Source organism: Cellulosimicrobium sp. RS, from assembly GCF_046159675.1.
GTDB classification, from domain to species: domain Bacteria; phylum Actinomycetota; class Actinomycetes; order Actinomycetales; family Cellulomonadaceae; genus Cellulosimicrobium; species Cellulosimicrobium funkei.
Map to the genome: position 1 here is coordinate 89,419 of NZ_JBJXVU010000001.1, position 21,213 is coordinate 110,631.

Genomic DNA, 21,213 nt, shown 5'->3' on the forward strand with positions numbered 1-21,213 from the left:
CGTGTCCGGGCAGCGGCGCGGCACGACGCGCGCCCGCCCTTTGCCGAACCTTGCTGCAACTTTCTGCAACCAGTACAGTTCGGCTCAGCCGTACGCTGAGAAAGCCGCGGTCGACGTCGCCCGCTGCTGGTCCCGTCGTCCGCGTCCTTGCCGGCACCTGCCTGCTCACGCCTGCGGTCCCGCACCAGCCACCGGACGAGGGAGTCCTCATGACCTCCACGCCGCGACGTCGCCGCGTCCCGCGCACACCGTCGCCCCACCCATCCGACACCACGCCCCGCCGCACGCGCGGGGCCCGCACGACGGCGTCGGTCACCGCCGTCGCGCTCGCCACCTCCGGCCTGGCGGGCGTCACGCTCGCCGCGTTCGCCGCCCCCGCCGCGGGGGCCGACGAGCGCACGCTCGCCCTCGTGGGCGACCTCCAGTCCGAGCTCGGCTGCCCCGCCGACTGGGACCCCGCGTGCGCGGCGACCGAGCTCGCGCCCACCGACGCCGCCGGCGTCTGGTCCGCCGACTTCGAGGTGCCCGCGGGCACCTACGAGTACAAGGTCGCCTACGACGACGCGTGGGACGAGGCGTACGGGCGCGAGGGCGGCCAGGACAACGCGCCCCTCGTGCTCGGCGGCGACGCGACCGTGCGCGTCACGTTCGACGAGTCGACCCACCGCATCGCGCTCACGCCGCTCGGGCTCGCGGGCGGCTACGACGAGGCGCAGGACGCCGACCTCGTGGTGCCCCCCGTGCGCCAGCCCGGGTCGGACGAGCGCTTCTACTTCGTCATGACCGACCGGTTCGCGAACGGCGACCCGTCGAACGACACGGCGGGGCTCGGCGACGACCCGCTCGTCTCCGGGTTCGACCCGACGAACAAGGGCTTCTACCAGGGCGGCGACATCGCGGGCCTGCGGCAGAACCTCGACTACGTCGAGGGCCTCGGCACGACGGCGATCTGGCTCACGCCGTCGTTCAAGAACCAGCCGGTCCAGGGCACGGGCGCCGACGCGTCGGCGGGCTACCACGGCTACTGGATCACCGACTTCACGCAGATCGACCCGCACCTCGGCACGAACGCCGAGCTCGAGGCGCTCATCGACGAGGCGCACGACCGCGGGATCAAGGTCTACTTCGACATCATCACGAACCACACGGCCGACGTGATCGACTACGAGCAGAAGCAGTACTCGTACGTCGACCAGGCCACGTCGCCGTACCGCGACGCCGAGGGCACCGTGTTCGACCCGGCGGACCACGCGGGCACCGGCGACTTCCCGGCGCTGGACGCCGCGACGTCGTTCCCGTACACGCCGGTCGTCCCCGCGGGCAAGGAGGACCTCAAGGTCCCGGCCTGGCTCAACGACCCGACGCTCTACCACAACCGCGGCAACTCGACGTGGACCGGGGAGTCCGTGACGTACGGGGACTTCGACGGCCTCGACGACCTCATGACCGAGCACCCGACGGTCGTCGACGGGTTCGTCGACGTCTACCAGGACTGGATCGACCTCGGCATCGACGGCTTCCGCATCGACACCGTCAAGCACGTGAACTTCGAGTTCTGGGAGACGTGGACCACCGAGGTCCTCGACTACGCGCACGCGCAGGGCAAGGACGACTTCTTCATGTTCGGCGAGGTGTACGACGCCGACGCGGCGAAGCTCTCGCCCTACGTGCGCAAGACGGACATGAGCTCGACGCTGGACTTCACGTTCCAGTCCGCCGCGACGAGCTTCGCGAGCGGCAACAGCGCCAAGGGCCTGGCGTCGCTCTTCGCGAGCGACGACATGTACACGACGCCCACGACCAACGCGCAGGCGCTGCCGACGTTCCTCGGCAACCACGACATGGGCCGCGTCGGGTACATGCTCGCGAGCACCGACGACCCGCTCGCGCGCGACGAGCTCGCGCACGACCTCATGTACCTGACCCGCGGGCAGCCGGTCGTGTACTACGGCGACGAGCAGGGCTTCGCGGGGAAGGGCGGCGACAAGGACGCGCGCCAGACGCTGTTCGCGACCCAGGTCGACGAGTACGCCGACCAGCCGCTCGTCACCGGCGAGCAGGCGGGCAGCGTGGACCGCTTCGGCACCGACGCGCCGCTCTACGCGCACATCGCCGGGCTCGCCGCGCTGCGCGAGGCGCACCCGGCGCTGGCCGACGGCGCCCAGGTGGAGCGCTACGTCGAGAACGGCGCGGGCGTGTACGCGTTCAGCCGCGTCGACCGCGAGGAGAAGGTCGAGCACCTGGTCGCACTGAACAACGCGGCGCAGGAGCGGACGGCGACGTTCACGACCCTCACGCCCGGCGCCTCGTACGAGGTGCTCTACGGCGAGCAGGCCGCCCCCGTCACCGCCGATGCGGACGGCGTCGTCACGCTGACCGTCCCGGCGACGGGCACGGTCGTGCTGCGGGCCGACCGCGAGGTCGGCGCGGACTCGTCGGGCGACATCGCCCTCACCGTGCCGCAGGCCGGGGGAGCGGTCACGGGCGTCGCGCCGGTGACCGCCACCGTCGACCCGGACGCGTGGGCCGAGACGTCGTTCGCGTGGCGCGAGGTCGGGAGCGCCGAGTGGCACCCGCTCGGCACCGCGGAGGACACGGCACCGCGCGTCTTCCACGACGTCGCGGGCCTCGCCGACGGCACGCTCGTCGAGTACCGCGCGGTGACGACCGACGCCGACGGCGACCGTGCCGCCGCGTCCACGTTCGCGAGCGTCGGGGTCGACGTCAGCGGGGTCGTGGGCGAGGAGCCCGAGCCCGAGATCGACCTCGTGACCGTGCCCGGCAGCCACAACGCGGCCATGGGCTGCGCGGGCGACTGGGCCCCGGGCTGCGAGGCCGCGAAGCTCACGAAGCGCGCGGACGGCGTCTACGCGGGCACGTTCGACGTCCCCGCCGGGACGTACGAGTACAAGGTCGCGATCAACGGGTCGTGGACCGTGAACTACGGCGTCGGCGGTGTGCAGGACGGCACCAACGCGACGTACACGACGGCCGGCGGCCCGGTGACGTTCTACTGGGACCCGGTGAGCAAGGACTTCTCGAGCACCGCGCAGGGGCCGATCGTCACGCTCGCGGGCTCGTTCCAGGACCAGGTCGGCTGCCCCGGCTCGTGGGCGCCCGACTGCCTGGCGTCCTGGCTCAAGGACCCGGACGGCGACGGCGTCTACACCTGGTCGACCGACCGCCTCGCGGCCGGCGCGTACGAGGGCAAGGTCGCGCACGGCCTGAGCTGGGCCGAGAACTACGGCGTCGGCGGCGCGCGCGACGGGGCGAACTACCAGTTCTCCGTCGGCGACGGCGAGCTGGTCACGTTCTCCTACGACCTCGCGTCCCACGTCCTGACGATCGACGTCGCGAACCCGCCGCTCCCCGGCACCGGCCAGCAGGCCGCGCACTGGGTGCGCGAGGGCGTCGTCGCCTGGCCGGGCGACCTCGGCACGGGCGACGAGTGGACCCTGTGGTCCGCCCCCGAGGGCGGGCTCTCGGTCACCCCGGGCGGCGCCGACGGCGAGGTGCAGGCCCCGGAGGGCACGGCGTCGTACAGGCTCCAGGTCGACCCGTCGGGCCTGCCCGACGACGTCGCGGCCGAGTTCCCCGCGCTCGCCGGGCACACCGCGCTGCGCGTGCTCGACGACGGCGAGCCGCTCGACCGCGCGGAGGTCGAGGCGGCGCTCACGGGCCAGCTCCTCGTCACCCGGGCCGACGACGGCGCGCTCACGGCCGCGACCGGCGTCCAGGTGCCGGGCGTCGTCGACGACCTGTTCGCCGAGGACGCCGCCGAGCGCGAGCTCGGCGTCTCGTGGCACGCCAACGGCAAGTGGGCGTCGTTCGCGCTGTGGGCGCCGACGGCGAAGGCCGTCTCGGTGCTCGCGTGGCCCGCGGGGGCGTCGCTCGACGACGACCCGCGCCGGTTCGAGGCCGCGCGCCAGGCCGACGGCACGTGGACCCTCGACGGCAAGGCGGCCGACAAGAAGCTCGGCGGCGCGGCCGTCGGCTGGAAGGGCGCGCGCTACCTCTACGAGGTGCAGGTCTACGTCCCGAGCACGGGGAAGGTCGAGACGAACGTCGTCACCGACCCGTACTCGGTGGGCCTGACGCTCGACTCGACCCACTCGGTGGCCGTCGACCTCGACGACCCCGCGTTCCGCCCGAGCGCGTGGGAGGGCACGCCCGCCCCGGTCGTCGAGCGGTCGGTCGACCAGACGATCTACGAGCTCCACGTCCGGGACTTCTCGATCTCCGACGAGACGGTCCCGGCGGAGCGGCGCGGCACGTACCTCGCGTTCGCGGAGAAGGACTCGGCCGGCATGACGCACCTGCGCGAGCTCGCGGACGCGGGCGTCACCACGGTGCACCTGCTCCCGACGTTCGACATCGCGTCGATCCCCGAGGACCGCGAGGCCCAGGCCGCGACCGGCGACCTCACCGGGTTCGCGCCCGACTCGCCCGAGCAGCAGGCCGCCGTCGCGGCGGTGCAGGCGCAGGACGGCTTCAACTGGGGCTACGACCCGTGGCACTTCAGCACGCCCGAGGGGTCGTACGCGGTCGACGCGGACGGCGGCGCGCGCGTGGCCGAGTTCCGCACCATGGTCGGCTCGCTCCACGGTGCCGGGCTGCAGGTCGTGCTCGACCAGGTGTTCAACCACACCGCCGCGAGCGGGCAGGACGCGAAGTCCGTCCTCGACAAGGTCGTGCCGGGCTACTACCACCGGCAGAACCCGACCACCGGCTCCGTCGAGACGAGCACGTGCTGCCAGAACGTCGCGACCGAGCACGCGATGGCGGGCAAGCTCATGGTCGACTCGGTCGTCACGTGGGCGAAGGACTACCGCGTCGACGGGTTCCGCTTCGACCTCATGGGCCACCACTCGAAGCAGAACATGCTCGACGTCCGGGCCGCGCTCGACGAGCTCACGCTCGCCGAGGACGGCGTCGACGGGAAGTCCGTCTACCTGTACGGCGAGGGCTGGGACTTCGGCGAGGTCGCGGGCAACGCGCTGTTCGAGCAGGCCACGCAGGGCCAGCTCGGCGGCACGGGCATCGGGACCTTCTCCGACCGGCTGCGCGACGCCGTGCACGGCGGCTCGCCCGTCGACGGCGCCACGACGTTCACGCAGGGATTCGGCACGGGCCTCGCGACCGACCCGAACGGGCAGCCCGCCCGGGCGGGGGAGCCGGGGACCGTGAACGACGGGTCCGCGGACGAGCTCGCCGACCTCGGTCACCAGACCGACCTCGTGCGCCTCGGCCTCGCGGGCAACCTGCGCGACTACACGCTCGTCACGTCGACGGGCGAGGAGAAGCGCGGCGACGAGATCGACTACCGCGGGGCGCCGGCCGGCTACGCCGACTCGCCCGAGGAGGTCGTGACCTACGTCGACGCGCACGACAACGAGACGCTGTTCGACCTGCTCGCGCTCAAGCTCCCGGCCGACACGCCGATGGACGAGCGCGTGCGCATGAACACGGTCTCGCTCGCGACCGCGGCGCTCTCCCAGACGCCGTCGTTCTGGCACGCGGGCACGGACCTGCTGCGGTCGAAGTCGCTCGACCGCAACAGCTACGACTCGGGCGACTGGTTCAACGCGATCGACTGGACCGGTCAGGACAACGGGTTCGGCAAGGGCCTGCCGATGGCGGCCGACAACGAGGACAAGTGGCCGCTCATGGCCCCGCTCCTCGCGAACCCGGCGCTCAAGCCGTCGCCCGACGACATCGCCACCGCGTCGGCGCAGGCGCAGGACCTCCTGCGCCTGCGGCACTCGACCGGGCTGTTCCGGCTCGGCGACCCGGAGCTCATCCGGGAGAAGGTCACCTTCCCGGGTGCCGGGCCGGACCAGGTCCCGGGCGTCGTCGCGATGGCGGTGGACGACACCGTCGGCACCGACGTCGACCCCGCGCTCGACGGGCTCCTCGCCGTCTTCAACGCCTCCCCGGACGAGGTCACCGTCCCGCTGTCCGCGCTCGCGGGCCGCGAGTACGTGCTCTCGCCCGTGCAGCAGGAGGGGAGCGACGACGTCGTGCGCGGCACCACGTGGGACGCGGCCACCGGCACGGTGACCGTCCCCGGGCGGTCCGTCGCCGTCCTGGTGCAGCCGCAGGCCGGGGCGGAGCTGCCCGTGTCCGTCGACGTGCAGACGCGCTGCCTCGCGGGCAAGGCGTACGTCGCGGTCCGGGCGACGAACGACGGCGCCGTGCCGGTGGACGTCCGGCTCGCCACGCCGTTCGGAGAGAAGGCGGTCGCGGACGTCGCGCCCGGCAAGAACGCCTACCAGTCGTTCGCGACGCGCCAGAAGGCGGTCGCGGCCGGCGAGGCCACGGTGACCGCCACCGCGGTGGTCGACGGCGAGGAGGTCACCTCGACCTTCACCGTCGAGCACGAGGGAGCCACCTGCTCCTGAGCCGACCGCCGAGGTAGGACGACCCGCCGAGGGAGAGCCCTGGTCATCACCAGGGCTCTCCCTCGGCCTACCCGGGGTCTACCTCGGCGCACCCCGGTCGGCGTCGTTGTCTCCCGGGGGGCTGGTGCTAGCGTCGCGAGCCGTGACCACCTCGCCCTCGCCCGCCGTCCGCCCGACGGCGGGTCTCGTCTTCCGTCCGGCCGTCGCCGCCGACCTGCCCCGGGTGGTCGAGCTCATCGCCGACGACGCGATCGCGCGCGCCCGCACCGGCGAGGTCGGCCCGGAGCACGAGGCGGCGTTCGCCGCGATCGACGCGGACCCGAACAACGCCCTGGTGGTCGTGGAGCGCGACGGCGAGGTCGTGGGCACCATGCAGCTCACCGTGGTCCCCGGGATCTCCCGCGGCGGCGCGACGCGGCTGCTGGTCGAGGCCGTCCGTGTCGACCGGCGGCTGCGGGGCCAGGGCGTCGGTCGCGCGATGATGGCGTGGGCGCACGCGTGGGGCGTCGCGCGAGGCTGCGCGCTCGCCCAGCTCACGTCCGACAAGCGACGCACGGACGCCCACCGGTTGTACCGGTCGCTCGGCTACGAGCAGTCGCACGAGGGCTTCAAGCGCCCGCTCCCACCTCGCTAGGCCCGGACCGCCGGCACCGCCGCGGCCACCTCGGTGCACCCGCATGTCGGCAGCCCAGCGTGCGCCTCGCCTGAAAGCGCTCTCAAGCATTCATGTCCTGATCGCTTAGGTGAGATCGAGCGTGTTCGCGCTCACATCCGGGGCATATGTCTGCGCTGTCATAGGACCAAGGTCGCTATTCGATCACAGTTCGCCCTGGCCTTGCGTTCAGGAGTTGACGCCAAGAACACGACGGGCATAGCGTCGGGCCCGCTCGGACGGCGCTGAGGGTGTCCGGGTCCGCGGGGCACAGGTGCCCCGCGCGCTGTCCTCGGCAGGAGGAGGTCCGATGACGGACGAGCGCGTGATCCTCGAGATGCGGGGCATCACCAAGGAGTTCCCGGGCGTGCGCGCCCTCGACGACGTCAACCTGCGCGTCCGCGCAGGGGAGATCCACGCGATCTGCGGGGAGAACGGCGCCGGCAAGTCGACGCTCATGAAGGTGCTCTCGGGCGTGTACCCGCACGGCACGTACACGGGCGACATCTACTACGAGGCCGCCGAGGTCCGGTTCAAGGACATCCGCTCGAGCGAGCAGGCAGGCATCGTCATCATCCACCAGGAGCTTGCGCTCATCCCGGAGCTCTCGATCACCGAGAACATCTTCCTCGGCAACGAGGTCAAGGGGTCGTTCGGGATCGACTGGGGCGTGGCGCGGCGCCGGGCGGAGGAGCTCATGGCGCGCGTCGGGCTCCAGGAGTCGCCGGACGCGCAGATCAAGAACATCGGCGTCGGCAAGCAGCAGCTCGTGGAGATCGCCCGCGCGCTGGCGAAGGACGTGCGGCTGCTCATCCTCGACGAGCCGACGTCCGCGCTCAACGAGGAGGACTCGGAGCACCTGCTGGACCTGCTGCGCGGCCTGCGCGCCAAGGGCATGACGAGCATCATCATCTCGCACAAGCTCAACGAGATCGAGGCGATCGCCGACTCGATCACGATCATCCGCGACGGCCGCTCGATCGAGACGCTCGACGTGAAGGACGACGCCGTCGACGAGGACCGCATCATCCGCGGCATGGTCGGCCGTTCGCTCGAGTCGCGCTTCCCCGACCACACCCCGTCGGTCGGCGAAACCTTCTTCGAGGTCGAGGGGTGGACCGTCGAGCACCCCGAGGTGCCCGGCCGCCTCGTGTGCAAGGGCTCGACCTTCCACGTGCGGAGGGGAGAGATCGTCGGTTTCGCCGGGATCATGGGCGCGGGGCGCACCGAGCTCGCGCGCTCGATCTTCGGGCGCACCTACGGCCGCTACCTCTCCGGCATCGTCCGCATCGACGGGCGAGAGGTCTCCATGCCCACGGTGCTCTCGGCGATCGAGAACCGGATCGCGTACGTCCCCGAGGACCGCAAGTCGCTCGGCCTCAACCTGCTCGACACGATCCTGGGCACGATCCAGTCGGCGAACCTGCCGCGCATCGCGAAGGCCGGCGTCATCGACCGCGACGCGGCGTTCGTCGCGGCGGAGGGCTACCGCAAGGCGTTCTCCATCAAGGCGCCGAGCGTGCACGAGGGTGTCGCGAAGCTCTCCGGCGGCAACCAGCAGAAGGTGCTGCTCGCCAAGTGGATGTACACCGAGCCGGAGCTCCTCATCCTCGACGAGCCGACGCGCGGGATCGACGTCGGCGCCAAGTACGAGATCTACGGGCTCGTCCAGAAGCTCGCGGACGCGGGCCGCGGCGTCGTCGTCATCTCGTCGGAGCTGCCCGAGCTCCTCGGGCTGTGCGACCGCATCTACACCGTGTTCGAGGGGCGCATCACCGGTGAGGTGTCCCGGGCCGACGCGACCCAGGAGGGTCTCATGCGGCTCATGACCGGGACGCAGAGCGACGCGTCCGCCGACGCGGCCTGACCCGGCCGCCCCTCCACCCCCAGCCACCCCGTCTCGACCGAGAAGGAACCACCGACGATGTCGTCCATCAAGCAGCTGCTGAGCGGCGGAGCGCGCCAGTTCGGCATGCTCTTCGCGCTCCTCGCCCTGATCATCTTCTTCCAGATCGCGACCGGGGGGCGCGTCCTCACCCCGAGCAACGCGCAGAACCTGCTCAACGGCAACTCCTACATCCTCATCCTCGCGATCGGCATGGTGCTCGTGATCATCGCGGGCCACATCGACCTGTCCGTCGGGTCGGTCGCGGCGGTGACCGGCATCATCGTCGCCCTCGCGATCCGGGACTGGGGGATCCCGTGGTGGCTCGGCATCCTCCTGGGGCTGTGCGTCGGCGCGGTCATCGGCGCGTGGCAGGGCTTCTGGGTCGCGTACGTCGGCATCCCGGGCTTCATCACGACCCTCGCCGGGATGATGATCTTCCGCGGCCTCAACCAGTACATCGGCAAGTCCAACACCGTCCCCGTCCCGACCGAGATCCAGTGGATCGGCGGCGGCTACCTGCCCGAGTGGGGACCGGGCACCGGCCTCAACAACTCGACGCTCCTGCTCGGCGTCCTCGCGATCGCGGCGGTCGTGTGGTCGGAGCTCCGCCGCCGGGCCAGCGCCCGCAAGCTCGGCGCCGACCCGGTCCCGACGTCGGTCGCCGTGACGCGCGTCGTCCTCTTCAGCGCCGTCATCGCCTACCTCACGTACCTCTACGGCTCGGGCCGCGTCGGGACCTCGATCCCCGTGCCCGCGGTCATCCTGATCCTGCTCGTCATCGTCTACCAGTTCGTCGCGCAGCGGACCGTCGGCGGCCGCCACGTGTACGCCGTCGGCGGCAACCGGGCCGCCGCGGCGCTGTCCGGCGTCGACATCAAGCGCACGAACTTCTTCGTCATGATGAACATGTCGGTCCTCGCGGCGCTCGCGGGCATGATCTTCATCGGCCGCTCGACCGCGTCCGGCCCCTTCGACGGCAACATGTGGGAGCTCGACGCGATCGCGGCCGTCTTCATCGGCGGCGCCGCCGTCTCGGGCGGTGTCGGCACGGTCGTCGGCTCCGTCATCGGCGGGCTCGTCATGGCCGTGCTCAACAACGGCCTGCAGCTCATGGGCATCGGCTCGGACCGCACCCAGATCATCAAGGGCCTCGTGCTCCTCATCGCCGTCGCGTTCGACGTCTACAACAAGGTGCAGGGCCGCCCGTCGATCATCGGGCTGATCTTCCCGTCGCGACGCGACAAGGGCACCGGTGCCGTCACCGGCGCCGACGACCCGCAGCCCGAGGTCCCGGTCGAGGCAGGCGCCACGGCCGCCAAGGGCTGAGCCCTCCCGAACCTTCCCGCACGACCCCCGGACCGCATCCGACGACGGATGCCCGACAGAAAGTGGTACCCATGAAGAAGCTCACCACGACGCTCCTGGCGCTCACCGCCGCGAGCGCGCTCGTGCTCAGCGGCTGCTCCTCCGAGCGCGGGGGCGACAGCGGTGGCGGCGAGACGTCCGGCGGCGGCGAGTCCGCGGCGGCCGGCTTCGAGGAGGGCGCGACGATCGGCGTCGCGCTCCCGCAGAAGACGTCGGAGAACTGGGTCCTCGCCGAGAGCCTGTTCAACGACGGTCTCGAGGAGGCCGGCTTCAAGCCGATCGTCCAGTTCGCCAACGGCGGCGTCTCCGAGCAGCAGAGCCAGATCGACGCGATGGTCGAGCAGGGCGCGAAGGTGATCATCGTCGGCGCGATCGACGGGTCGCAGCTCGGCACCCAGCTCAAGAACGCCAAGGACAACGGCGCGACCGTCATCGCCTACGACCGTCTCGTGAAGAACACGGACGCCGTGGACGAGTACATCGCGTTCGACAACTTCAAGGTCGGCGAGCTCCAGGGCCAGGCTCTGCTCCAGGGCCTCGAGGAGCGCAAGGGCGAGGCGCCGTACAACGTCGAGCTCATCGCCGGCTCGCCCGACGACGCGAACTCGACGCCGTTCTTCGAGGGCGCCATGAGCGTCCTCCAGCCGAAGATCGACGACGGCACGCTCGTCATCCCGTCCGGCCAGACGTCGTTCGAGCAGGTCGCGACGCAGGGCTGGAAGGCCGAGAACGCCCAGAAGCGCATGGACACCGTGCTCTCGGGCAGCTACTCCGACAAGGAGATCGACGGCGTCCTGTCGCCGAACGACACCCTGGCGCGCGCCGCCCTGACGTCGGCGAAGCAGGCCGGCAAGGAGACCCCGGTCATCACCGGCCAGGACTCCGAGGTCGAGTCCGTGAAGTCGATCGTCGCGGGCGAGCAGTACTCGACGATCTACAAGGACACGCGCAAGCTCGTCGAGGAGTCGATCAACGCGGTCACGGCGCTCCAGGCGGGCGACGAGCCGGAGATCAACGACACCGAGTCGTACGACAACGGCGTGAAGGTCGTCCCGGCCTTCCTGCTCGAGCCCGTCATCGTCACGCAGGAGAACGCCGCCGAGGTCTACGCGGGCGACCCCACCCTGGAGGAGCTCACCAAGTGACCCGTTCGCGCTGAGCGACCGGGAGGCGGCGGCGAACCGGCACGCCGCCGCACGACGGCCCCCGTCACGTCCGAGACGTGGCGGGGGCCGTCGTCGTGCCGGGGAGAGCGGCGGGTGCGCGCCCGGGCTGCCGGGAGCGCGCCCGGCGGCTGCTCAGCGGAAGACGACGGTGCGGTGCCCGTCCAGGAGCACGCGGTGCTCCGCGTGCCAGCGGACGGCGCGCGCGAGCGTCTGGCGCTCGACGTCCTCGCCGATCGCCACGAGGTCCTCGACGCGGCGCGAGTGGTCGACGCGCTCGACGTCCTGCTCGATGATCGGGCCCTCGTCGAGGTCGCCCGTCACGTAGTGGGACGTCGCGCCGATGAGCTTGACGCCGCGGTCGTGCGCCTGGGCGTACGGGCGCGCGCCCTTGAAGCTCGGCAGGAACGAGTGGTGGATGTTGATGATGCGCCCCGGCATCTCGCGGCACAGCTCGTCCGAGAGGATCTGCATGTAGCGGGCGAGCACGACGAGCTCGACGTCGAGCTCCTCGACGAGCTCGCGCAGGCGCGCCTCGGCGGCGGCCTTCGTGTCCCGCGTGACGGGCACGTGGTGGAAGGGCTTGCCGTAGAACGACGCGATGTCCTCGAGGTCGCGGTGGTTGCCGACGACGCCGACGACCTCGATCGGCATGCCCTGCGAGCGCTCGCGGTACAGGAGGTCGACGAGGCAGTGCGGGGCCTTCGAGACCATGAGCAGGGTGCGCACGCGCCGCCCGACCACGTCGAGCCGCCACGTCATGGCGAACCGTGCCGCGACCTGCTCGACGGCCCGCTCGAGCTCGGCGCGCTCCGCCGCGGCCTCGACCTGGACGCGCATGAAGAAGAGCCCCGAGAGCGGGTCGCCGAACTGCTGCGACTCGGTGATGTTGCCGCCCAGCCGCGCGAGGGCCCCGGCCACGGCGTGCACGATCCCCGGCCCGTCCGGGCACGAGAGCGTGAGGACCCAGTGCGTGGGTTCGCCGGTGGGGGACTGCGCGGTGCGGGTCGCCGTGACGTCGGTGACGTCGGCGCCGCGGGGATCTGTCGTGGACACCCCTCAGAGGGTAGCCGCGCGCCGGGCGGGAGGACGCACGGGTCCCGCCCGCGGACACCGACCCGGACGTGCACGGTCGCGGCGCGCGATGTCTGACACGATGTCCTCATGAACGACGCGCAGATCACGACCCGCCTCGTCACCGACGCCGAGGCCGGTGAGCTCCTGACCCTGCGCCGGGCGGCGTTCGTCACCGAGGCGCAGCTCTACCAGGACCCGAACATCCCGCCGCTGACCCAGACGCTGCACGAGCTGCGCGAGGACCTCGCGCGCGAGGACGTCGTGACGATCGGCGCGTGGCTCGGCCCGCGCCTGGTCGGCTCCGTGCGGGTGGAGATCGAGGACAGCAAGGCGACGCTCGGCCGCCTCGCCGTCGCGCCGGACATGCAGGGCCGCGGCATCGGGACCCAGATGCTCTTCGAGGTGCTGCCGTACCTGCCCGAGCAGACGACGGAGATCTGGGTGTTCACGGGCAAGGACTCGAAGCAGAACCTCGCCATGTACACCAAGCACGGCTACGAGGAGCAGTACGACAAGGCGGCGGGCGACCTCACCTACACCTACCTCCGCCGCATCCTCGGCGAGGCCGAGGCGCGCAACGAGTCGGGCGCCGTCGGGCAGGAGTAGCCCGGGACCGCCCACGGGCCGTGCGCTAGGATCGACGCGTCGCGACTGGCGCCGCCCGGTGGAACTCCGCCCGGGCAGGGTGGATCACCACCGGGGAGCGGCACGCTGTGCAGACGACGGGTCGTTCGCCTGGGCCCCGGGTCACCCCCTGGTGGGGCGTACCCGGCGAGCCGGGAACGTGACCATCGACGACGAACTGCCAGACACCCGCGGAGGAGACGCCATGAGCGCCCAGCCAGCCGACAACGTCCTCGACACCCCGCTCGCCGAGCTCGACCCCGAGATCGCGGCCGTCCTCGACGGGGAGCTCGCGCGCCAGCGCGACACCCTCGAGATGATCGCGTCCGAGAACTTCGTCCCGCGCGCCGTCCTGCAGGCGCAGGGCTCCGTGCTCACCAACAAGTACGCCGAGGGCTACCCGGGCCGCCGCTACTACGGCGGCTGCGAGCAGGTCGACATCGCGGAGAACCTCGCGATCGCCCGCGCCAAGTCGCTATTCGGCGCGGAGCACGTCAACGTCCAGCCGCACTCGGGCGCCCAGGCGAACGCCGCCGTCCTGCACGCGCTCATCAACAAGGGCGACCGGATCCTCGGCCTCGAGCTGGCGCACGGCGGCCACCTCACGCACGGCATGAAGATCAACTTCTCCGGCAAGCTCTACGACGTCTCCGCCTACGGCGTGGACCCGCAGTCGTACCGCGTCGAGATGGACGAGGTCCGCAAGCAGGCCCTCGAGACCCGCCCCGACGTCATCATCGCCGGCTGGTCCGCGTACCCGCGCCACCTCGACTTCGCGGCGTTTCGCGAGATCGCGGACGAGGCCGGCGCGAAGCTGTGGGTGGACATGGCGCACTTCGCGGGCCTCGTGGCCGCGGGCCTGCACCCGTCCCCGGTGCCGTACGCGGACGTCGTGTCCTCCACGGTCCACAAGACGATCGGCGGCCCCCGTTCCGGCTTCATCCTCAGCAAGGAGGAGTACGCCAAGAAGATCGACTCGGCCGTGTTCCCGGGCCAGCAGGGCGGCCCGCTCATGCACGTCGTCGCGGCCAAGGCCGTGTCGTTCAAGGTCGCGGCCACGGACGGCTTCCGCGACCGCCAGGAGCGCACCCTGCGCGGTGCGAGCATCATCGCGGACCGCCTGACCCAGGCCGACGTCGCCGAGGCCGGCGTCTCGGTCCTCACGGGCGGCACCGACGTCCACCTCGTCCTCGTCGACCTGCGCCACTCGGCGCTCGACGGCCAGCAGGCCGAGGACCTCCTGCACGAGGTCGGCATCACCGTGAACCGCAACGCCGTGCCGTTCGACCCGCGCCCGCCGCGCGTCACGTCCGGCCTGCGCATCGGCACGCCGGCGCTCGCGACCCGCGGCTTCGGCGACGCCGAGTTCACCGAGGTCGCCGAGATCATCGCGACCGCGCTGCGCGAGGGTGCCGCGACCGACGCCGAGGCGCTGCGCGCCCGCGTGCAGAAGCTCACGGCCGACTTCCCGCTGTACCCGGGCCTCCAGCAGTGACCGCGCGGATCCTCGACGGCAAGGCCACCGCCGCCGCGATCAAGGCGGAGCTCAAGGACCGCCTCGCGGTCCTCGCGGAGAAGGGCGTCGTGCCCGGCCTGGGGACGCTCCTCGTCGGAGACGACCCGGGGTCGCAGTGGTACGTCGCGGGCAAGCACCGCGACTGTGCGGAGGTCGGGCTCGCGTCGATCCGGGAGGACCTGCCGGGCGACGCGACGCAGGAGGACATCGAGGCCGCCGTCCGACGCCTCAACGAGGACCCGGCCTGCACGGGGTACATCGTGCAGCTCCCGCTCCCGCGGGGCATCGACACGAACCGCGTGCTCGAGCTCATCGACCCGGCCAAGGACGCGGACGGGCTGCACCCGACCAACCTCGGCCGGCTCGTGCTGCGCGTCAACGAGGAGGTCACGTCGCCGCTCCCGTGCACGCCGCGCGGGATCATCGAGCTCGTCGAGCGGCACGGCATCTCCCTCGCGGGCAAGGAGGTCGTGGTCGTGGGGCGCGGCGTCACCGTCGGCCGCTCGATCGGCCTGCTGCTCACGCGGCGCGCGGTCAACGCGACCGTGACGCTCACGCACACCGGCACGACGGACCTCCCCGCGCTCGTGCGCCGCGCCGACGTCGTCGTCGCGGCCGCGGGGGTCCGCGGGATCGTCACGCGCGACATGGTGAAGCCGGGCGCCGTCGTGATCGACGTCGGCGTCTCGCGCGAGGTCGACCCGGAGACCGGCAAGAGCCGCGTCGTCGGGGATGCCGCGCCCGACGTCGCCGAGGTCGCGGGCTGGATCTCGCCGAACCCCGGCGGGGTCGGCCCGATGACGCGCGCGATGCTCCTCGCGAACGTCGTCGACGCGGCGGAGCGCGCCTCCGCCTGAGCTCGACGCAGGGCGCGGTCGCGGGTCACCCGCGGCCGCGCCCTGCGGCGTTCCCGGGACGGCGCGCGAGCGCTAGTCTGCGCGGGTGACGGAGCGCATCGCGACGACGGCGGCGTACGCCGTGCAGGGCTTCGGGTTCGCGGTGGTGCTCACGAGCATCCCCGGCTACAAGGACCGGCTCGGCATGGGCGACGACGTCGTGACGCTCGTCGTGCTGGGCGTGTGCGTCCTCGCCGGCCTGGGCAGCGCGCTGTCCGGCGTCGTGGCGGCGCTGCGCGGCGCACGGACCGTGGTGGTCGGTGGCCTGCTGCTCGCCGCAGCGGCGGTGGCGGGGATCGGCCTCGCGCCGTCGTGGCCGGTCTTCTTCGGGGCGATCGGCCTCTACGGGCTCGCGCTCGGCGCCGTCGACGCCGCGATGAACATGCTCGGGATCGACGTCGAGCGCGCGCACGGCCGCAGCCTGCTCGCGTCGTTCTACGCCGCGAACGCGGCCGGGGGAGTGCTCGGCGCGCTCGCGGTCTCGGGCGGCGCGCTGGCCGGTCTCGGCCAGCCGCTCGCGCTCCCGCTCGTGGCGCTGCTCGTCGCCGTGGGCGCGGCCTGGCTCGCCCTGCGCCTGCCCGACGGCGGTCGCCCGGCCCCGGGTGCCGTCGCCCCGGACGCCGTGGTCAGGGATGCCCAGGTCAGGGATGCCGTGGTCGGGGATGCCGGCGTGCGGGACGCCCCGGCCGGTCCGGGCGCCGTGGCGGCGCCCGGACCGGTGACGTGGGTCGCGGCGGGCACGATCGCGCTGCTCGGTGCAGGGATGCTCGCGTTCCCCGTCGCCGACTCCGCGGTGTCGAGCTGGAGCGCGACGTTCCTGCGCGACGTCCTCGCGGCGAGCGCGGCCGCCGCCCCGCTCGGGTACGCGGCGTACCAGGCGGCGCTCATCGTGTCGCGGCTCGTCGGGGACGGTCTCGTCGAGCGCCTCGGCCGGGTCCGGGTCGTGCGGCTGGGCGGCACGCTCGGCGCCCTGGGGTTCGTCGCGGTGGCGGCCGCCCCGGCGTGGCCCGTCGCCGTGCTGGGCCTCGCCGTGACCGGCCTCGGGCTCGGCGTCGTCGCCCCGCTCGCGTTCTCGGCGGTCGGGGACCGGGCCCGGGAGGCGGTCGCGTCGGGCCGGGCGGGAGCGGCGGGGGAGCCCGCCGCCGGGGTCGTGGCGACGGTCACCGACCGTGCGGTCGCGCGGCTCAACGTCTTCACCTACGCGGGCGCCGTGCTCGGCGGCGTCCTCACCGGCGTCTTCGCGACCGCCCACCACCTCCGGGTCGGCTTCGTGGTGCTGGCCGTGCTCGCCGCCGTCTCGGCGGTCCTCGCGAGCGCGTTCCGGCCGGCCCGCGTCGTCGCGGCGCCCGTGAGCGAGGCCACGCCGCCCGCCTGACGCCGGGGCCCGTCGTTGTCGGTGGCGTGTGATGGGATGGCCCGCGTGCTGACCCTCGCCACCGCCAACGTCAACGGAATCCGCGCCGCCTACCGCCGGGGGATGGACGCCTGGATCGCGTCCCGGACGCCCGACGTCCTGCTGCTCCAGGAGGTGCGCGCCCCCGACTCGGTCGTCAACGACCTGCTGGAGGGCTGGCACGTCGCCCACCAGGCGTGCGACATCAAGGGCCGCGCCGGGGTCGCGGTCGCGTCACGCCTGCCCGTGTCCGCGGTCCGCGTCGGCCTCGGGGCCGGCGAGCCCGAGCCGCCGGTCGACACCGGTCGCTGGGTCGAGGCCGACCTGGAGCTGCCCGACGGCGGCCGTCTCACCGTGGTCTCGGCGTACATCCACTCGGGCACCGTGAGCCAGCCGGAGACGATGGTCGCGAAGTACGCCTACCTGGAGAAGGTGACGGCGCGGCTGCGCGAGCTCGCGGCCACGGGCGAGAAGGTCGTCCTGGCGGGCGACCTCAACATCGCGCACCGCAACGTCGACATCAAGAACTGGAAGGGCAACCTCAAGAGCGCGGGGTTCCTCCCCGAGGAGCGCGCCTACGTCGACGTGTGGCTGGACCAGGTCGGGCTCGTGGACCTGGGCCGCGTCCACGGCGGCGAGGGCCCGGGCCCGTTCACCTGGTGGTCCTGGCGCGGGCGCGCGTTCGACAACGACTCGGGCTGGCGCATCGACTACCAGCTCGCGACGCCGTCGCTCGCGGAGCGCGCGGTCAAGGTCGAGGTCGACCGCGCGCCGTCGCACGAGGAGCGCTGGAGCGACCACGCGCCCCTCGTCGTCACCTACGACGTCTGAGCGGGAACGGTCAGGCGACGCGCTCGGCGGGCGCGGACGGCGTCGCGAGCAGGAAGCCCGGGGCGCCGAGCCCTTCGCGCTCGAACGCGGCGCGCACGGCGTCGGCGACGGTCTCGACCTGGTCCGCGCGCACGAGCGCGATGGCGGAGCCGCCGAACCCGCCGCCGGTCATCCGCGCACCGAGGGCGCCCGCGACGCGCGCCGCGTCGACCGCGACGTCGAGCTCGACGCTCGACACCTCGTAGTCGTCGCGCAGCGACGCGTGCGACGCGTTCATCAGCGGCCCGACGGCGTCCGGCCGGCCCTCGCGCAGGAGCGCCACGAGCGCGCGGACGCGGCCGATCTCGGTGACGACGTGGCGCACGCGGCGGCGCGCGACGTCGTCGGGCAGAGCGTCGAGCGCGCGGGCGAGCGCGGCCGCCGGGTCGTCGCTCGCGTCCACCGCGTCGGCGAGCTCGCGCAGCGAGCCGATCCCGAGCGTGCGGGCGGCGTCCTCGCACGTGGCGCGGCGCTGCGCGTACTGGCCGTCGACGAGCTGGTGCTCCGCACGGGTGTCCACGACGAGCAGGGCGAGGCCCGCGGCGTCGAGGTCGAACGGCACCTGCGTGGCGGACTCGACCGGGTCGAGCCCGGGGCGGCAGTCGAGGAGGAGCGCGTGACCGGCCTGCGCGCGCAGCGCCGCCGACTGGTCCATGCCGCCCGTGGGTGCGCCCGCGATCTCGTTCTCGGCGCGGACGCTCGCGGTGGCGAGGACGGCGCGGCCCGCGTCGGTCGCCGCGAGGCCGAGCCCGGCGACGTCGTCGAGCGCGACGGCGACCGCGCACTCGAGGGCCGCGGACGACGAGAGCCCGGCGCCGAACGGGACGCTCGAGTCGACGGCCGCGTCGAACCCGGGGACGGCGGCGGGGTCCGCGCCCTGGGCGACGAGGTGCTCGCGCAGCGCCCACGCGACGCCCGCGACGTACGAGCCCCAGCCCGCGACCTCGCCCGGGCCGACGTCCTCGAGGCGGGCCGTCCACGTCTCGCCGGGCGCCTGCGCGGACGCGAGGCGGACGAGCGAGTCGGTGCGCGGCCGCAGCGCCACGTAGGTGCGGTGGGGCAGCGCGACCGGCAGGCACAGGCCCGCGTTGTAGTCGGTGTGCTCCCCGATGAGGTTGACGCGCCCGGGCGCGGCCCACACGCGGACCTCCTCGCCGGGCTCGTCCGCGCCGAACGCCTCGGCGAGCACGGCACGGGCGCGCGCGGCGCCGTCGTCGTCCGCCAGCGCGGGCACCCAGCCCCGGGCGGCGCTCGTCGGGGCGAGCTCCTGGAGGCGTGCGGCGATGCGCTCGGGCGTCGTGTCGCTGATCCACGCCCCCATGCCGGACTCCGAGCCCGCGAGGTACTTGAGCTTGCCCGGCGCGCGGAGGACGGAGAACACCTGCAGGTGCAGCCGAGCGAGGGTGACGTCGTCGGTGCCGCCGTCGGCGACCGAGCGGCCCTCGCGGGCCGGGGCCTGGTGCCACGCGGCGATGTACGGCAGGGGGATGGGCTCGCCGTCGGCGGTCTCGAAGAACCGGTCGAGGCGGCGCAGCAGCTCGAGGTAGGCGGTGGCCAGGTCGTCGCGCTCGGCGTCCGTGAGCGCGGGCAGGTCGGGCACGTCGCGCCGCGGCGCGAGGTGGACCTCGACGGGCCAGCGCGCCGCGTAGGGCACGTAGGCGACCCAGTGCTCCGTCTCGAGGACCACGCGGCGGCCGTCCGCGAGCTCGGACTCGAGCACGTCGCGCAGCAGGCTGCGGCCGGTGCGGCGGTGGTGCTCGCGCGCCTGGTCGAGCAGCGTGCGCGTGCGCGGCGTCACGTACGGGTAGCCGTAGATCTGGCCGTGCGGGTGGTGCAGGGTGACGCCGATCTCCTGGCCGCGGTTCTCGAAGCAGAAGACCTGCTCGACCCCGGGCTCGGCGCCGAGCGCGGCGGTGCGGTCCGCCCACGCGTCGATGATCGTGCGCACCCGCTGCGGCGGGAGCGCGCCGAAGGACGTGCGGTGGTCGCTCGAGAAGCACACGACCTCGCACCGGCCCGCCGCCGGGGCGTGGTGCTGGAGCGGCGCGTCCTCGACCACGGCGTCCGGGACGCCCGGCACGCGCTGGAGCGACGGGAAGCGGTTCTCGAAGACGACCACGTCGTAGTCCGTGTCGGGCACCTCTCCGTCCGAGTACGCGCTGCCGGGCCGTGCGGGGCACAGCGGGCACGAGTCCGCGGCGGGCAGGAACGTGCGGTTCATCCGGTGCGCGGCGAGCGGGACCCAGTCGCCGGTGAGCGGGTCCCGGCGCATCTCCGGGCCCACGTACGGGTGCGGGGTCCCGTCGGGGCCCGGCACCGGGGCGAAGCGGTCGGGCAGCGGGCGCGGGTCGTCGAGCCGTCGCGTGCGCTCGCCCGAGACGTACGCGGGGGAGTCGTCGAAGTAGACGAGCTCGCGGCCGTCGGCGAGCCGGGTCGAGGTGCGGCGCAGGTGCGGGTTCATGCGTGCGGTGTTCCGATCGCGGTGCGGTGGGGGAGGCGGGGAGCCGGCGCGGCGGTCGCCGGTCAGGCGACGACGAGCTGCTCGACGAGGTCCTGGACGCGCGCGCGCTCGTCCTCGGCGAGCCCGGCGTCGGTGACGAGGACGTCCACGTCGGCGAACGTCGCGAAGACGCGCAGGCCCGTCGTGTGCCACTTCGTGTGGTCCGCGAGGACGACGGTGCGCCCGGCGGACTCGATGAGCGCGCGGTTCGTCGCGGCCTCGTCGAGGTTCGGCGTCGTGAGCCCGATCTCCGGGTCGACGCCGTGCGCCCCGACGAACGCGAGGTCGACGCGCAGCCCCGACAGCGCGGCCTCGGCGAGCGGGCCGACGAGCGCGTCCGACGGCGTGCGGCTGCCACCGGTGAGGATCGTCTCCAGGCGCGGGTCGTTGGCCCGGTGCAGGATCTCGGCGACCGGGAGGGAGTTCGTCACGACCGTCAGGGGGCGCAGCGCGGGGTCCGCGGCGATGCGGGCGGCGAGCAGGTGGGTCGTCGTGCCGGCGCTCAGCGCGACCGACGCGTTCGCGGTGATGAGGCGGGCGGCGGCCGTCGCGATGGCCTCCTTCTCCGCGGCCTCGCGCGAGCTCTTCGCGGCGAACCCCGGCTCGTGCGCGGTCGTGTGCGGCGCGACGGCGCCGCCGTGCACCTTGCGGACCAGGCCCTGGTCGGCGAGCTCCACCAGGTCGCGGCGGATCGTCATGTCCGACACCCCGAGCTCCCGGGTCAGGTCACCGATGCGGACCGCGCCGTGGTCCCGGATCTCGGCGAGGATGCGCTCCTGGCGCTGTGAGGCGAGCATGCGGACAGTATTGTCCACATCGTCGAGAAATCCAACATGATCAAACACGACCGAACATCGCTCGGCCCGGC

13 protein-coding genes, 1 pseudogene and 1 riboswitch are annotated in these 21,213 nt (G+C 73.1%); of the genes and pseudogenes, 10 read left to right on the forward strand and 4 right to left on the reverse strand.

The annotated features are described in order from the left end of the window. Window positions 1-209 precede the first annotated feature (209 nt). From pulA to ACI769_RS00410, 5 genes are all read left to right on the forward strand, one after another. Window positions 210-6,401: a pullulanase-type alpha-1,6-glucosidase gene (pulA, locus tag ACI769_RS00390; RefSeq protein ID WP_085388356.1), complete on the forward strand. Its 6,192-nt coding sequence runs from the start codon at window positions 210-212 to the stop codon at window positions 6,399-6,401. A 142-nt stretch (window positions 6,402-6,543) separates the two neighbouring features. Beyond that, window positions 6,544-7,035 (forward strand): GNAT family N-acetyltransferase, encoded by a 492-nt coding sequence (locus ACI769_RS00395; protein ID WP_085388355.1) that lies wholly within the window; start codon window positions 6,544-6,546, stop codon window positions 7,033-7,035. A gap of 328 nt (window positions 7,036-7,363) precedes the next feature. Beyond that, window positions 7,364-8,920 carry a multiple monosaccharide ABC transporter ATP-binding protein gene (mmsA, locus tag ACI769_RS00400; protein ID WP_085388354.1) on the forward strand — a complete coding sequence of 519 codons (1,557 nt, stop codon included), beginning with the start codon at window positions 7,364-7,366 and terminating at the stop codon, window positions 8,918-8,920. 57 nt (window positions 8,921-8,977) lie between these two features. After that, window positions 8,978-10,267: a multiple monosaccharide ABC transporter permease gene (gene mmsB / locus ACI769_RS00405; protein ID WP_051027756.1), complete on the forward strand. Its 1,290-nt coding sequence runs from the start codon at window positions 8,978-8,980 to the stop codon at window positions 10,265-10,267. A gap of 71 nt (window positions 10,268-10,338) precedes the next feature. Further along, the gene (locus tag ACI769_RS00410) at window positions 10,339-11,451 is read left to right on the forward strand and encodes a sugar-binding protein (protein ID WP_043652781.1); all 1,113 of its coding nucleotides are present in this window, start codon (window positions 10,339-10,341) and stop codon (window positions 11,449-11,451) included. A 153-nt stretch (window positions 11,452-11,604) separates the two neighbouring features. Here the strand turns inward: ACI769_RS00410 and purU are convergent, their stop codons facing one another. Further along, entirely contained in the window at window positions 11,605-12,402 is a 798-nt protein-coding gene (gene purU, locus ACI769_RS00415; protein ID WP_241770101.1) for a formyltetrahydrofolate deformylase, read from the reverse strand. Window positions 12,403-12,633: 231 nt separating this feature from the next. Between purU and ACI769_RS00420 the strand changes: the two genes are divergently transcribed. The 5 genes from ACI769_RS00420 (at window position 12,634) to ACI769_RS00440 (ending at window position 17,806) form a co-directional block, all read left to right on the forward strand. Further along, window positions 12,634-13,152 carry a GNAT family N-acetyltransferase gene (locus tag ACI769_RS00420; protein WP_043652776.1) on the forward strand — a complete coding sequence of 173 codons (519 nt, stop codon included), beginning with the start codon at window positions 12,634-12,636 and terminating at the stop codon, window positions 13,150-13,152. 31 nt (window positions 13,153-13,183) lie between these two features. Next, a riboswitch (ZMP/ZTP riboswitch) is annotated at window positions 13,184-13,294 on the forward strand. 81 nt (window positions 13,295-13,375) lie between these two features. Further along, a complete protein-coding gene (glyA, locus tag ACI769_RS00425; RefSeq protein WP_085388352.1) occupies window positions 13,376-14,665 on the forward strand; it encodes a serine hydroxymethyltransferase in 1,290 nt (429 codons plus the stop codon). Beyond that, on the forward strand, window positions 14,662-15,543 hold the full coding sequence (locus tag ACI769_RS00430; RefSeq protein WP_076405135.1) for a bifunctional methylenetetrahydrofolate dehydrogenase/methenyltetrahydrofolate cyclohydrolase: 882 nt from the start codon (window positions 14,662-14,664) through the stop codon (window positions 15,541-15,543). Before glyA ends, ACI769_RS00430 begins: the two co-directional genes overlap by 4 nt. 85 nt (window positions 15,544-15,628) lie before the next feature. Then, the gene (locus ACI769_RS00435; RefSeq protein WP_085388351.1) at window positions 15,629-16,957 is read left to right on the forward strand and encodes an MFS transporter; all 1,329 of its coding nucleotides are present in this window, start codon (window positions 15,629-15,631) and stop codon (window positions 16,955-16,957) included. A 45-nt stretch (window positions 16,958-17,002) separates the two neighbouring features. Next, window positions 17,003-17,806 (forward strand): exodeoxyribonuclease III, encoded by an 804-nt coding sequence (locus ACI769_RS00440; RefSeq protein WP_083385320.1) that lies wholly within the window; start codon window positions 17,003-17,005, stop codon window positions 17,804-17,806. A gap of 10 nt (window positions 17,807-17,816) precedes the next feature. Here the strand turns inward: ACI769_RS00440 and galK are convergent, their stop codons facing one another. The 3 genes and pseudogenes from galK to ACI769_RS00455 all read right to left on the reverse strand — a co-directional run bounded on the left by galK (window position 17,817) and on the right by ACI769_RS00455 (window position 21,142). Then, window positions 17,817-19,079: a galactokinase gene (galK, locus tag ACI769_RS00445; RefSeq protein ID WP_371810618.1), complete on the reverse strand. Its 1,263-nt coding sequence runs from the start codon at window positions 19,077-19,079 to the stop codon at window positions 17,817-17,819. A gap of 24 nt (window positions 19,080-19,103) precedes the next feature. After that, a pseudogene (gene galT, locus ACI769_RS00450) lies at window positions 19,104-20,306 on the reverse strand (galactose-1-phosphate uridylyltransferase); the annotation flags it as partial. Between the two features lie 62 nt (window positions 20,307-20,368). Next, window positions 20,369-21,142 (reverse strand): DeoR/GlpR family DNA-binding transcription regulator, encoded by a 774-nt coding sequence (locus tag ACI769_RS00455; protein ID WP_031315539.1) that lies wholly within the window; start codon window positions 21,140-21,142, stop codon window positions 20,369-20,371. Window positions 21,143-21,213: the final 71 nt, after the last annotated feature.